Consider the following 14,710-nt stretch of genomic DNA (forward strand, 5'->3'; position numbering starts at 1 on the left):
AGATAGTAATATGAAAATCCAACCAATGTTACATACACAACCATTTGGAGCAATTCAGTCAATTGGTGCACCGAAAACTTCTCAAACATCTGTAGTTGAGGGGAAAAAGTTTATTGATTTATTGGAAGATATGAATCAAACGCAAAACAATGCACAAACAGCAGTATATGATTTACTAACTAAAGGGGTAGGAGAAACACATGACGTTTTAATTCAGCAAAAGAAAGCTGAGTCTCAAATGAAAACGGCTGCTCTCGTACGTGATAATCTTATTGAAAATTATAAGTCACTAATTAATATGCAAATTTAGGAAAGTGGACGGGTGTGTTTAAATGGAAAAGATGAAAAATGTTATCCAATCATTAAAAACGTGGCATAAGTTAGTAATTGGTGCTGCGCTTTTAGCGATTGTAACAGGAGCACTTTTATACTTCACCTTGCCAGATAAATATGTTGTTGTATATCAAAATTTAAATGATACAGATAAACAAGAGATTACAGCAGAATTATCGAAGTTAGGTGTCGATTATCAATTAGCGGCCGATGGTTCGATTCGTGTGCAAAAGAATGATGCTCCATGGGTTCGAAAAGAAATGAATGGGATGGGCTTACCGTTTAATTCTAAAAGCGGTGAGGAAATTTTATTAGAAAGCTCGCTCGGTTCAAGTGAGCAAGATAAAAAAATGAAGCAAATTGTCGGTACGAAGAAGCAATTGGAGCAAGATATTGTAAGAAACTTTGCAACAGTTGAAACGGCAAATGTTCAAATTACATTGCCTGAAAAAGAGACAATTTTTGATGAAGAAAAAGCAAAAGGAACAGCGGCGATTACGGTTGGAGTGAAGCGTGGCCAATTGTTAACAGCTGATCAAGTTGCAGGTATACAGCAAATGATTAGTGCAGCAGTTCCTGGTGTGAAGGCAGAAGAAGTAAGTGTTATTGATAGTAAAAAAGGTGTTATCTCAAAAGGGACAGATGAAGCACATTCTAGTAGTTCCTCTTCTTACGAGAAAGAAGTAGAGATGCAGCACCAACTTGAAGGTAAATTAAAGCAAGATATTGATGCAACATTAATGACGATGTTTAAACCGAATGAATATAAAGTGAATACGAAAGTATCTGTAAACTACGATGAAGTGACACGTCAGTCAGAAAAGTATGGTGATAAAGGTGTACTTCGTAGTAAACAAGAGCAAGAGGAAAGCTCTACTGCGCAAGAAGGGGCAGATACGAAGCAAGGTGCTGGTATTACAGCGAACGGTGAAGTGCCAAACTACGGTACGAACAATAATCAAAATGGTAAAGTTGTCTATGATAATAAAAATGGTAACAAAATCGAAAACTATGAAATAGATAAAACAGTTGAAACAATTAAGAAACACCCAGAATTAACGAAAACAAATGTTGTTGTATGGGTAGATAATGATACGTTAGTAAAACGTAGAATTGATATGACAACTTTTAAAGAAGCGATTGGAACAGCGGCAGGACTTCAAGCTGATCCGAACGGTAACTTTATAAATGGTCAAGTTAACGTTGTAACTGTTCAGTTCGATCAGCCGAAAGCCGAAAAAGAGAAAGAGCCAGAAAAAAGTGGTATGAACTGGTGGTTATTCGGTGGAATTACAGCTGGCTTATTAGCAATCGGTGGTCTAGTATGGTTCTTATTAGCAAGACGTAAGAGAAAGAAAGAAGAAGAGGAATATGAAGAATACTTAGCAGAAGAGGAAGTGGCTGCAAGTAATGAGAGTATCTTGGAAATTCCTGAAGAAAAAATAGTGCCAGAGCCAAAACCTGAACCAGAAGAACCGAAAGAACCTACGTTAGATGAACAAGTGCAGGATGCTACGAAAGAACATGTAGAAGGTACTGCAAAAGTAATTAAAAAATGGTTAAACGGACAGTAAGGGAGGAACAACGATGTTAGATGAAATCTCCTCCAAAGAAAAAGCTGCCATCCTTATTCGTACATTAGAAGAAGGGGTGGCAGCAAAAGTCATAGAATATATGACAGCTGAGGAAAAAGAAGTATTACTTCGTGAAATCGCAAAGTTTCGTGTATACAAACCAGAAACGTTAGAAAATGTACTAGGAGAGTTCTTATATGAACTAAATGTAAAAGAATTGAACTTAGTCACTCCAGATAAAGAATACATTCGTCGCATATTTAAAAACATGCCAGAAGACGAACTGGAAAAATTATTAGAAGATCTTTGGTATAACAAAGATAATCCGTTTGAGTTCTTAAATTCACTTACAGATTTAGAGCCACTTCTTACAGTGCTTAATGATGAGTCACCACAAACAATTGCAATTATCGCTTCGTACATTAAACCACAACTTGCGTCTCAATTAATTGAGAGATTGCCAGATCATAAGCGCGTTGAAACGGTAATGGGTATAGCGAAACTAGAACAAGTTGATGGTGAGTTAATTAATCAAATTGGTGAGTTGTTAAAATCGAAATTAAATAATATGGCATTTAGTGCAATTAATAAAACTGATGGCTTGAAAACAATCGTAAATATTTTAAATAATGTTTCACGAGGTGTTGAAAAAACAGTCTTTCAAAAGCTGGATGAAGTCGATTATGAGTTATCTGAGAAAATTAAAGAAAATATGTTTGTCTTTGAAGACTTACTTGGTCTTGAAGATCTTGCGCTTCGCCGTGTATTAGAAGAAATTACAGATAACGGTGTTCTTGCGAAAGCACTTAAAATTGCAAAAGAAGAAATTAAAGAGAAATTATTTACATGTATGTCTTCAAACCGTAAAGAGATGATTCTAGAAGAATTAGATGGCTTAGGACCGCTTAAGATGACGGATGCTGAAAAAGCGCAGCAAACGATCACTGGTACAGTGAAAAAGCTAGAGAAAGAAGGAAGAATTATCGTTCAAAGAGGTGAAGAGGATGTCCTTATTTAAAAACAGAATTCCGAAGAATTCTGTTTCTTTTTCTGAAGAAACGTATGAATTACAATTTCCAAAACCAGCTTCAGTTCAAATAGAAGAGGAAGAATTACAAGCTGATCATGCAGAACTTCGCGCCCAGCAAGAATCATTACATATGGAAATGAATCAGCTAAGGCAAGAGAAGCAAATGCTAGAACGAGAGCGTCAGCAGTTATTACAAGATAAAGAACAATTTCAAATGCATATTCATGAACAAGTGGAACAGATGGAAGCAACGCGTGTGCAGTTTCAAAAAGAACAACAAGAAATAGCATATGAATGGACAGAGTTATTATGGGATCAATCATTTCATCTAGCAGAAAAAATTGTGAATCAAGCGGTAGATTCACGATTGCTTGATGTGTTACCTATTTTAACGGGCATCGTGCAAACATTGCCAACTTCGTTTGAAAAATTAATCATTACAGTACATCCAGAAACGTTTGAACGTATTCAAGAAGAGAAGGAGAATACGAAAGAATATTGGCTACTACAATTAGTAGAATGGAAATATGATTTCTCCCTGCAGTTTGGTGAATTTGTTCTGGAAGAAGAGAAAGAGTTCTTTGAATTTAAATTTGCACCTATATTTGCGAAACTTCGTCAGAAATGGGAAGAAGAGAAGTTATTTGAGGAGCAAAATGTATGAGCCGTCTGTTAATGAATGAGAACGAAAAATGGAATAAGTTCATTGAAACACCGCTGTATACGAAAGTAGGCAAAGTTCATAGTGTACAAGAACAGTTTTTCGTAGCAAAAGGGCCGAAAGCGAAGATCGGAGATGTTTGCTTCGTTGGAGAACATAACGTCTTATGTGAAGTGATTGCCATTGAAAAAGAAAATAATATGCTACTTCCATTTGAACAGACAGAAAAAGTATGTTATGGAGATTCAGTGACATTAGTTTCAGAAGATGTTGTTGTACCACGTGGTAATCACTTGCTCGGAAAAGTGTTAAGTGCAAATGGTGAAGTGTTAAATGAGGAAGCTGAAAACATTCCATTACAGAAAATAAAACTAGATGCACCGCCTATACATGCATTTGAACGTGAAGAGATTACCGATGTATTTGAAACAGGAATAAAATCAATTGATTCTATGCTAACAATTGGTATCGGTCAAAAGATTGGTATTTTTGCTGGGTCAGGTGTTGGTAAATCAACTTTACTTGGAATGATAGCAAAAAATGCAAAAGCTGATATAAACGTTATTAGTTTAGTAGGGGAACGTGGCCGGGAAGTAAAAGACTTTATTCGAAAAGAGTTAGGCGAGGAAGGTATGCGAAAAAGCGTCGTAGTTGTAGCGACGTCAGATGAAAGTCATCTTATGCAACTTCGTGCAGCGAAACTCGCAACGTCTATTGCTGAATACTTCCGTGATCAAGGTAATAACGTATTACTTATGATGGACTCTGTTACTCGTTTTGCCGATGCACGAAGAAGTGTTGATATTGCTGTTAAAGAGTTACCGATTGGTGGTAAAACACTGTTAATGGAAAGTTATATGAAGAAGTTGTTAGAGCGGTCCGGAAAAACACAAAAGGGATCTATAACAGGTATTTATACGGTGCTTGTTGATGGGGATGATTTAAATGGTCCTGTACCAGATTTAGCACGTGGTATTTTAGATGGACATATCGTATTAAAGCGTGAGCTTGCAACGCTTAGTCATTACCCTGCAATTTCAGTATTAGATTCAGTAAGTAGGATTATGGAAGAAATTGTTTCGCCACATCATTGGCAACTTGCAAATGAAATGAGAAAGATTTTATCAATTTATAAAGAAAATGAATTGTATTTTAAGCTAGGAACGATTCAAGAAAATGAAGAAAATGCTTATATTTTTGAATGTAAAAATAAAGTAGAAGGCATAAATACATTTTTAAAGCAAGGTCGATCGGATAGTTTCCAATTTGATGATATCGTTGAAGCGATACAGCATATAGTATAAGGCCTCTGCCCAAGAGGTCTTATTTTTTTGTTTTTTAATATTTCGCAGATTTTTTTGGAAAAAAACTATATAATAGAAAAAGAGAACGTTATAATAGAAAGGGGCTATGAAAACAGGTGGATAAACAGCAGTACGACACAATAAAATTGCAAATAAACCAAGAAAAAGAACATATTTTAAAAGAAGTGTATGAATTAACAGCTGAAAAAAGAAAAATAGAACAAAAAAAAGAATATGATTTATATGTTGTGAAATCACGTAGTAAAGTCGTACAAACTGGGCAACGTATTATGGCTGGCATGCTTTCTTCACATACGTTTTCACCTGAAAGAATAGAAGAATGGAATCGAAAAATTAAAAAAACGGAAGGTTTTATTCAAAAAAATGAAAGCCTTTTAGAGCAAGTAAAAGAAAAAGAACGTGTCATTGATGAGATGTATCAAGAAGATTGCAAAAAGCTTGCGAAAGCACAAGAAAAGCTGGAAGAAAAAATGCTTCTGGATTTGAAAATGTGTATGAATGGATGAGGTGAATGTAGTGATACAGTCTGTATTACCGGTGCAACAAAGTTTACCTCCGCAAAAAGAAAAAGGGCTAGAAGTACAATCAAAAAATGAAGATTCTTCATTCGATCGTACGATGAGAATGGAAAATAAAAAACAGCCGCAAACGGAGAAAACGAAACGAGAAGAAGCACCAAAAGAAGAGAGAAAAGATTATATTCTTTCTAAAAAATCGGTAACGGAAGAAGAACCTATTGTAAAGAAAGAAGAAAAAAAAGAGACAGAACAGTTGTTATTAGCTGTATCTGAGCAAATGGTTGCAATTGAGCAATTACATGTGCAGCCGGAATTGTTATATCAATACATGCAAAAAATACAAGAGCTATATAAAGAATATGGCAATATTAAACTTAATGAATTACCTGCAGCTGAATTACAACAATTACAAGAACTTCTTTCAAATATGAATATCAAAAATGCCATATGTTTAGAAGATACAATGCAAATGGTATTAGACAAAATGAAGATGCCAGAGCAAGCGATGCAAGCATTGAAGGCTGTAGAAACAGAAACTTGTAATATTGCAAAGGAACAAGAAGAGTTTAAAGAGGTAGATCTTCCGAAACTTGAGAGCGATGATGCAAAGGTAGAGTTGCCAGAAGTTGATGCATTAAACGATTCGAGCTCTGCAGGTGCAGAATTATTAAATAAAACGACGAGTACCGAACAAATAGGGAAATCAAATAGTGGTGCTGAGAAAGTTTCATTACCTGACTTAGGAAAGAAAATGGAAGCGCAAGTAGAAGCGCTGCAAAAATTTGTAGTGAAACAAGAACGTGTTTTATTTCAGTTAAATCCAGAAAAACTTGGTACATTAACAGTGTTTATGAAAAAACACGGAGATCAAATTGACGTTCACGTAGAAATGGAAAAACACGATGCGAAAAAACGTGTTGAAATCATTTTTGATGAATTGAGATTAAAGTTAAAAGAAAAAGAAATCAATATTCAAATTAGCTATTCAGATAAAGATGAAAATCGTAAAGAACAGCGAGAACAAGAGCAAAGGCAAAAACAGAAATTAGCAAATACAAATCATGAAAAACAACAATCAACAGAATTTGCGGGATTATTGGAGGAATAAAGCGTGCCAACAGTTGGATTAAATACAACGAGTACAAATCATATTCCGTTACAAGCAGGAGCGCAAAAAAGTAATGTACCTGTTAATGGTGTACAATCGCCAGTGCAACAAAGTAATGGAGTTTCAGCAGGAGCACAAAAGACTCCTGGGGTAATGGGGAAAGATGATTTCTTAAAATTGTTTTTATCAAGTTTCCAACATCAAGATCCATTTAATGCGATGGATATGAATCAAATGATGAATCAGACAGCGCAGTTATCTCTTATGGAACAAGTACAGAATATGACGAAAGCAGTAGATAAGCTGCAATCAACGATGTATTCAACAGCACTTGATGGTGGAATGAAGTTTTTAGGGAAATACGTAAGAGGTGTTGACGGTGACGGAAACAAAGTAACCGGTCAAGTAGAAACGGTTCGTCTTGCGGAAAATAACGATGTACAGCTCGTTATTAATAATAAAGTTGTCTCTCTTCGTTTCGTTGAGAGAGTGTCTGATAAACCGATTGGGGAAACGAACCCAGAAGACGCAAAGAAAGACGATCAAAAAGTAACTGAAGAAGTAAAAAATACAAATTCATAAGGAGTGTCCATACGTTATGATTAAAGCGTTATATACAAGTATTACAGGGATGAATGCAACACAAAATGCATTAAGTGTAACTTCAAATAATATTGCCAATGCACAAACAGTAGGTTATAAAAAACAAAAAGCAATGTTTGATGATTTACTATATAACAATTCGATTGGTGCAAAAGGTGACGGTAAATACGCAGGAACGAATCCGAAAAGTATTGGTAACGGTGTGAAAATGAGTGGTACGGTTACGGATTATAGTGATGGTACAATTACGTTAACAGGTGGCAAAACACAAGCAGCAATGGAAGGTAATGGTTTCTTCGTTGTAGGTGATTCAAAAGGCGGAAATATGGAATTTACTCGTAAAGGTACGTTTGGAATATCTTCAGATTACTATATTACGAATACTGAAGGTCAATATGTGTTTGCATACCCTGCAAATGAGGCAACTGGTGAAGTTGATTTATCTGGAATTCCAGGACCGTTGCAAATTCCAATGGGAACAGCAATTGGTGGTATTCGAACATCAAAAGGGACAATTAAAGGGAATATTCCAACTGGTGAAAAACAAATTACACAAGATTTACCTGTATATGATAATGCGGGGAATACATGGACAATGCGTGTAGAGTTTAAACAAACGAGTGAACATAACTATACATATAAAGTACAAATGCGCAATGACTCGAAAAAAGAAACAGAGTTTAAAGATGTTCCAGGTGCAGGTGGTAATATGACATTTGATGCTGTTGGAAATCCAAATCCGAAAGAGCAAGGAGCCAATATTCCATTTGATGGCGGTTCTATAAAATTAGACTTAAGCCATTTAACAAATCATCCAACAGATAAAACATTATCAGTAACAGACGTAGATGGTAGAGCAGCAGCGACGGTTAAAGATTGCTTCATTGCTGACGGTGGATACGTAATGGTAAAATATTCTGATGGAAGTATGAAATCTGCAGGTCAATTAGCTGTTGCGATGTTCCCGAACGAAGGCGGACTAATGAAAACAGGTAATGGTAACTATACAGCAACGAATACAACAGGTATTTTAGCTCTTGGTACATCTGGTCAAAACGGTGCAGGTAAAGTACGCGGTGGTGCACAAGAAGGTGCTAACGTAGATTTATCTGTAGAATTCGTTGACTTAATGTTATACCAACGCGGATTCCAAGGAAATGCGAAAGTAATTAAAGTTTCAGATGAAGTATTAAATGAAGTTGTAAACTTAATTCGATAATATATCGCATGGAAAAAATGTAATGAAGTAGAAAGGGTTTTTTATTCGTATGACAAGACAAGAGCGAATTTTACAATTGCCTTTTTTCGAAAATAAACGTGAACTTGCCGAGCAAGTATTAAAAATAGAACGAGAAGAGCATGTATATTTACCAGATCAATTTGAAATTAAGCAAGTGCCACCGTATTCATTTGGCGAAAAACAAGCAATCATTGGCCGTATCCATGAGTTTTATTTCATAAGTGTTGGTAGCGATAGTGTTTGGAAGTATCAACTGTTTAAGGATGAGATGAAGTGTCGTGAGTTTTTTGTTATGTTGCCAAATATTACGGATCAGCAGATAGCGTTTTGGTTTAATAACATAGAGTTATTGAAAAGTTCTTAAAAAGATCTAAAAAGCTCTTTTTAGGGTTGACGAGAGGACCCAGCGTTGTTTTTGAGCGGTTAGTGCCTAATAGGGCCTCGACTGGTGTGTAAGGACAAAGGTATGGAGAGTTACTAGGGTAGTATAAGAAGAGGTAAGCAAAGTTTAGTGTGGATAAACAGTTATGGTCCAGAAGAGCTGCTAGTTGTAAGAATAGAGCTATGGAGGCGTACTGAGATAATCATTTCATAGTAGGCCAGTGCCTTCTGGATAGTATGTAACAATAGATTTTTATAAAAGGAGAGGTGAGGAGGATGGCGCAAAATAAGTATCGCGTTACATTCATTTCGCCGAGTGAGGTTGAGCAGCGGACTGTAATGGCGGCGAATAGTTTGCCAGATTTAATTCGTAAAGTAGAAAGTATTATCGCAGATCCAAACGGTTATTTTGTGAATGATAAAAAAAATAATTGTTATTTTAAAGTGATTAAAGAAAATGTTACGTTTATTCAATATGAGTTACTATTTTCGGATAAGGAAATTCATATTGAAAAATTAAAACATATAGCACCGGTAGTATTAAAGCGATTATTCGAAAAAATAAATGACCCGGAATTATATGCACTCGCGCTACTTGATGTTGATATAGCAACGAAAGAATATGTGCTAGCAGAAATGAATTCTGAACTGAGAATAAGAGTAGAGACAGAGCTTTCGAAAAAATGGGAAGCGATGCCGACGGAAATTGTAGGTGCACAAGAAGTTTTATTAGAGGCACTTGCTTCGTTTATACAAGATTAATTGTTTTTTTATAAAATGAATCGTTCGACTATCTATATTTTTTATATAGGTAGTTGACTTTTTCTCTTTTATAAAGCTTAATAATTAGATATACGGAATTAATGGAAGGGGAGCGACACCTTTATGTCACAAGCACAAAGTATTTTATTAGAAAGCGGAACAAATGAATTAGAGATTGTTACGTACACTGTTGGTGAAAACCTATTTAGTATTAATGTAATGAAAGTACGTGAAATCATTAATCCATTCCCTGTTACAACTGTGCCAGAATCTCATCATGCAGTTGAAGGTGTTGTTCAAGTACGTGGTGAAATTTTACCTGTTATTAACTTGGCAATGGCTCTTAATTTAAAGTCAACAAAGCCACTTGATCAAACGAAATTTATCATCTCAGAATTAAACCAAATGAAAGTTATTTTCCGCGTTGATGAAGTGCATCGTATTCAACGTATTTCGTGGGAACAAATTGATGAACCAGCTTCATTATCTATGGGACTAGAAGAAACGACATCTGGTATTGTAAAACTAGATGGAAAAATCATCTTACTATTAGATTATGAAAAAATTGTATGTGAAATTAGCGGCACTGGTTATGACAATAAATCAATTGCAGGATTAGAACAAAAAACAGATCGAGCTGAAAAAGTAATTTACATTGCAGAAGATTCAGCGATGCTTCGCCAAATATTAGAAGAAACATTATCATCAGCTGGATATACAAAAATGAACTTCTTCAGCAATGGTGCAGAAGCGTTAGCGCAAATTGAAAAATTAGCGAAAGAGCAAGGCGAAAAAATGTTTGAGCATATTCACTTGCTAATTACGGATATTGAAATGCCAAAAATGGATGGACATCATTTAACGAAAGTGGTTAAGGATAGTGAAGTAATGAATCGTTTACCAGTCATTATTTTCTCTTCATTAATTACAAATGAATTATTCCATAAAGGTGAAGCTGTAGGAGCAAATGCCCAAGTAAGTAAGCCAGATATTCAAGAGCTAATTGGTTTAGTTGATAAGTTAGTGCTTTAAAAGCTTCTATTTAGCCGGAATAGAAGCTCTAGCCAAGTGTTGAGCGGTCAGTGCTTAATAGAGCCCTATGCGATGTTGAGATCAGATATATGGAGTGGTTATAGGTAAGTAGAAGAGCTGGTGTATAACATTTTTCTATTTAGTAGGAATAGAGGAACTACTTATGTAAGGAAGTTTTTCAGTGCTTAATAGAGTCTCATGCGATGTGAGTTCAGAGGTATGAAGTAGTTTTAGGTAAGAAGAAGTGAGACTTTGATTGAGGATTTGAAGACTGGGTTTATAACTCTATTCTGTTAGAGAGAGGAAGGAATTAGCCAATGCTACATATGGCTAATTCCTTTTTAGTATTCTATACTTTAAGCTGGTAGAAAAATGAAAGGTTTCTGGGGTGTTTGGTGCTGTATGTATGAAAATTCTTCATTTGAAGATTTTTGATTTAAAAATATAAGCAAACGTATTTTCGATTGTTATTTTAGTAATATTTCGTGGTAACGCAAATTTTTTCGGTGAAAAAACATCCGAAATACCATATAATATAATTAAATGTAATTAATATGCAATTTTGCATATTAATAAAAAACATTTTCCAATTTTTTATACTTTCTATACATTTTTGTATGTTTATTATTTGACAGATAATTTCGAACTGTTATAATATGGATATGTAAAAATTGCTATTTTCTTAAAAGACATGGAAGTCAGATGAGAATTGTGAAAGGATGAGGGGGAGTGGCACAGATTATGTATCACCACACAGCAATTAATGTATTAGGTCTTTTACAAAACATGTCAAATAATAAAATGAACGATATGCAACTAGAAGCGGAATTTAAAAAAATAGAAAAAGAATTCCAAGTAAAGTATGAAGAGTTAGTTGATTTACATAATAGAATGGTATTATTTCAAATAGATATAGAAAAAAATGGCGGGATGCGAGCATATGAAAAATCAGCAATTACATGGCTGAAGTCTGAACTAGAGCTACTGTATGAAGTGTATCAATTTTGTCAACGTCACGGTTTAAACATTTTAAATATTTCAAAATACGTAAGTAAAAATGAACTAAATCTTTTTCCAAAAACAGAAAGTCAATTGCAAAATACGTATTATAAATTAAAAAAACGTGAAATACCGTTTGAAAATATTGAAAAACAAAAACCAGGACGAAAGCGAAAATATATACCAGTAAAAGAGACAATCGTTGCAAGAAAACAAGAAAACGAGTACGAATTAAAAGAAGAAATCCAGCATAAAGAGGATGAAAAAAATCTTGTAACAGTTATATCTGGTATCGTTGATAACTTTGAAACAATTAATCAATGTAGTGAAAGGAAAGAAGACGAACTACATCAGTTTATGGAAGGTATTTATAAGCTTTCTAGCATGGCAGCAGGGCGTTCTAGAGAAGCAAAGAACACACGTAGTCTAGAAGATGAATTGCAGTCGTTACAACTAGAAAATGAAAGGCTAAAACGAGAGAAAGAAGAGCTTGTACAAGATATTAAAGGTATGACGCAGCTTTTAATTCATTTCATTACAAGTTCTGATATCGATCAAATTCGTAAATTACCAACTTTCGTACAAGATTGTAAAATGGAATTACATAAACTTGGGCTATATAATGCACAAGACGGAAAAATGAAAATAATGGTTGACCGTAGCGGACAAGTTATGACGGTAACACAGTAATAAAATTTGGGTACAAAATAAAAGGGAGATACATAGTTTATATGTATTTCCCTTTTGTTTTGTATGGAATCGTTCCAAAGAAGGAAGATTAATTTTTATGATTGTAGTAGTTTAGAGACCATTTGCGGAATTTGGTTCGCTTGTGAAACCATACTAAGTGCAACTTCAGTCAATAATTTGAACTTTAAAAAATCACTCATCTCCTGCGCCATGTCTGCATCTTCAATTAGAGATGCAGCATCTGTTAACGCCATACTTTGGCTATTTAAATTTTCAATATTAAATTGTAAACGATTTATCATAGCACCAAGGTCGGCACGATGAAGTGACACACTTTGCAAAGCATCTTCAATTTTAAGAATCGCCGCTCTTGCTTCTTGTTCTGTTGAAATCTTGATGTCATGTTGTGTAGGGGAAGGAGGAATATGTTTCATCATATTTATTGTATGACCGATATCGTCTAATGTAATAGGGCGGTTTTGACCCTCAAATACGGATAAATCATTAAACTCAGTCGTCTCGCCAATATAGCCAATTTTTTCTGTTAAAGACTGAAACTCTTTATTCAGCGAATGACGGTTTTTATTTGAATTTGTACCGTTCGCAGATTGAACAGCTAAATCACGCATACGCTGTAAAATATTTGTCACAGTTTGAAGGGCAGCTTCCGCCGTGCGAAGCATCGATATCGCATCCTCATTATTACGAATCGCCACACGCATACCACTTGCTCTCGCATGCATCCGAGTAACAATTGCAATATTAGCGGGATTATCCGAAGCGTTGTTCAACTTCTTACCAGTCGCCAAATGCTCCATTGCAACATTCATATGCTTCTCATTCTCATACAACGACTGCCTAGCATTCATACTCAAAACATTCGTACCAATACGCATAATAGACACCCTTTATAGATCGATATAGTTAGTGTTCTAAAGTTAATAAAAGGTCATGAAAAGATAAAAAGGCATATGCTTATTTGCTATTTGTGTTTTAACATAAGAGGGGATTAAGATAAGCACTAACCTCTTCTATGCACCGCAGATGCTCTCTTCCATCAAAAAAAGGAAGTTTTTATAAAAAATAAACCTCTCCGCAAGCAGAGAGGTTTATTCAGGAAACTAACTCAAATGGATTATTGTAATAATTTAGAAACCATTTGTGGAGTTTGGTTTGCTTGAGAAAGCATGCTGATACCAGCTTCGTTCAAGATTTTGAACTTAGTCATTTCAGACATTTCTTTCGCCATGTCAGCGTCTTCGATTTGAGAAGCTGAAGCTGCCATAGAGTTTTCTTGGCTCTTAAGGTTGTTTACATTGAAGTCAAGACGGTTTAATGTAGCACCTAGAGTAGCTCGGTTATCAGCCACTTTTGTAAGAGCGGCATCAAGTTGCCCAACTGCAGTTAAAGCTGATGGTTTTGTAGTATCTATTTTTGCAGTATCTTTAATTGCATCAAATGCTTTTACAATGTCAGCGTAAGCAGTAGCTGCTGTTGTTTCATTTGTTGCAGCTGTTGCAAAAGCAGTAGCTGCTGTTCCAACTTTACTTGCATCTGCACTTTCAAATCCAGCTGCTTTAAAAGCATTTCCAAATTTAGCTACAGCTGCTTTTTGCGCATCCACATCTGTACCTGCTGCTGCCATTTCTTCTTGTAATGTTTTATAAGCATCATTAGATTTTTTTGCATCATCTGTTAAAGGAGGTTCAATTGCTAAGTCTGCGATACCTAGATCTGTAAGGCTTGCACCCTCTAATTTAATTCCAATCTGTTGAGCTGCTGCATCAGAGTCTAGAGTTTGGATTTTAATTTCTTGTGTAGACTTTAATAGATTTTTGTCGTTGAATTGAGTATTGTCAGCAATGTAAGTGATTTGCTCTTTTAATGCAGCAAACTCTTTGTTTAAAGCAACTTGGTTTTTTGTAGTATTTGTACCAGTTGCAGATTGGTTTGCAAGGTCACGCATACGAAGTAAGATGTTAGATACAGAGTTTAAAGCTGAATCTGCAGTACGGATTAATGACATACCATCTTGTGTGTTACGAGCAGCAACGTTTAAGCCGCCTTCACGAGCTTTCATACGAGTTGCGATTGCAAGACCCGCTGCATCGTCAGCTGCGCTGTTGATACGTTTACCACTTGATAAACGGTCCATAGAATTGCTCATTTTTGCTTGGTTTTGGCGCATGTACTCTTGAGTACGCATGCTGTTAATGTTTGTATTAATTCTCATGTTAAGAAACCCCCATTTTTTTATATTGACTTTTCTGCAAATTGAAAAACGGTAATATGCGAAAAAATCAATTTCGAGATTTATTGTAATCCTTGCCACAACGGGTGTCAACTAAAAATTCGAATTAATAAATATAAAAAAATAACAGTTTAACAATATATTCATTTTTTTATTACATAATTATTAAAAGGATTATTGCAAACTTTAAAAAAAAACTCTAA

15 protein-coding genes are annotated in these 14,710 nt (G+C 35.2%); 13 read left to right on the forward strand and 2 right to left on the reverse strand.

The features are described 5' to 3' along the window. Nucleotides 1–10: 10 nt before the first annotated feature. The 13 genes from fliE to HMPREF2590_RS17705 all read left to right on the forward strand — a co-directional run bounded on the left by fliE (nt 11) and on the right by HMPREF2590_RS17705 (nt 12,256). A complete protein-coding gene (gene fliE / locus HMPREF2590_RS17645; protein ID WP_000701672.1) occupies nt 11–310 on the forward strand; it encodes a flagellar hook-basal body complex protein FliE in 300 nt (99 codons plus the stop codon). Nucleotides 311–332: 22 nt separating this feature from the next. Next, nucleotides 333–1,907, forward strand: coding sequence for a flagellar M-ring protein FliF C-terminal domain-containing protein (locus HMPREF2590_RS17650; RefSeq protein WP_030024830.1), 1,575 nt, complete (start codon nt 333–335; stop codon nt 1,905–1,907). Nucleotides 1,908–1,920: 13 nt separating this feature from the next. Further along, the gene (gene fliG / locus HMPREF2590_RS17655; RefSeq protein WP_000883364.1) at nt 1,921–2,925 is read left to right on the forward strand and encodes a flagellar motor switch protein FliG; all 1,005 of its coding nucleotides are present in this window, start codon (nt 1,921–1,923) and stop codon (nt 2,923–2,925) included. Then, a complete protein-coding gene (locus HMPREF2590_RS17660; protein WP_050821747.1) occupies nt 2,912–3,601 on the forward strand; it encodes a FliH/SctL family protein in 690 nt (229 codons plus the stop codon). The genes fliG and HMPREF2590_RS17660 overlap by 14 nt, the downstream gene beginning before the upstream one ends. Beyond that, the gene (gene fliI, locus HMPREF2590_RS17665) at nt 3,598–4,902 is read left to right on the forward strand and encodes a flagellar protein export ATPase FliI (RefSeq protein WP_000088693.1); all 1,305 of its coding nucleotides are present in this window, start codon (nt 3,598–3,600) and stop codon (nt 4,900–4,902) included. The genes HMPREF2590_RS17660 and fliI overlap by 4 nt, the downstream gene beginning before the upstream one ends. 116 nt (nt 4,903–5,018) lie before the next feature. Then, the gene (locus HMPREF2590_RS17670) at nt 5,019–5,429 is read left to right on the forward strand and encodes a hypothetical protein (protein WP_000360855.1); all 411 of its coding nucleotides are present in this window, start codon (nt 5,019–5,021) and stop codon (nt 5,427–5,429) included. Between the two features lie 10 nt (nt 5,430–5,439). After that, nucleotides 5,440–6,549 (forward strand): flagellar hook-length control protein FliK, encoded by a 1,110-nt coding sequence (locus HMPREF2590_RS17675; protein WP_070861482.1) that lies wholly within the window; start codon nt 5,440–5,442, stop codon nt 6,547–6,549. A 3-nt stretch (nt 6,550–6,552) separates the two neighbouring features. Next, complete coding sequence (locus HMPREF2590_RS17680; RefSeq protein ID WP_001143460.1) at nt 6,553–7,131, forward strand: flagellar hook assembly protein FlgD; 579 nt, start codon at nt 6,553–6,555, stop codon at nt 7,129–7,131. A gap of 16 nt (nt 7,132–7,147) precedes the next feature. Further along, nucleotides 7,148–8,371, forward strand: coding sequence for a flagellar hook protein FlgE (locus HMPREF2590_RS17685; protein ID WP_000588321.1), 1,224 nt, complete (start codon nt 7,148–7,150; stop codon nt 8,369–8,371). A gap of 49 nt (nt 8,372–8,420) precedes the next feature. After that, nucleotides 8,421–8,756 carry a DUF3964 family protein gene (locus HMPREF2590_RS17690; RefSeq protein WP_000198167.1) on the forward strand — a complete coding sequence of 112 codons (336 nt, stop codon included), beginning with the start codon at nt 8,421–8,423 and terminating at the stop codon, nt 8,754–8,756. 293 nt (nt 8,757–9,049) lie between these two features. Continuing rightward, entirely contained in the window at nt 9,050–9,535 is a 486-nt protein-coding gene (locus tag HMPREF2590_RS17695) for a hypothetical protein (protein ID WP_000068301.1), read from the forward strand. Between the two features lie 123 nt (nt 9,536–9,658). Further along, nucleotides 9,659–10,567, forward strand: coding sequence for a chemotaxis protein (locus HMPREF2590_RS17700; RefSeq protein ID WP_000075943.1), 909 nt, complete (start codon nt 9,659–9,661; stop codon nt 10,565–10,567). 741 nt (nt 10,568–11,308) lie between these two features. After that, on the forward strand, nt 11,309–12,256 hold the full coding sequence (locus HMPREF2590_RS17705; RefSeq protein ID WP_025967100.1) for a DNA-binding domain-containing protein: 948 nt from the start codon (nt 11,309–11,311) through the stop codon (nt 12,254–12,256). A gap of 95 nt (nt 12,257–12,351) precedes the next feature. Here HMPREF2590_RS17705 and HMPREF2590_RS17710 read toward each other — a convergent pair whose 3' ends face one another. Continuing rightward, nucleotides 12,352–13,152, reverse strand: a complete 801-nt coding sequence (locus HMPREF2590_RS17710) for a flagellin N-terminal helical domain-containing protein (protein ID WP_030024840.1) — start codon at nt 13,150–13,152, stop codon at nt 12,352–12,354. Between the two features lie 239 nt (nt 13,153–13,391). Continuing rightward, nucleotides 13,392–14,489 (reverse strand): flagellin N-terminal helical domain-containing protein, encoded by a 1,098-nt coding sequence (locus tag HMPREF2590_RS17715; RefSeq protein ID WP_030024841.1) that lies wholly within the window; start codon nt 14,487–14,489, stop codon nt 13,392–13,394. Nucleotides 14,490–14,710 lie beyond the last annotated feature (221 nt).

This window comes from Bacillus sp. HMSC036E02 (assembly GCF_001836235.1).
In the GTDB taxonomy this organism is placed as follows: domain Bacteria; phylum Bacillota; class Bacilli; order Bacillales; family Bacillaceae_G; genus Bacillus_A; species Bacillus_A cereus.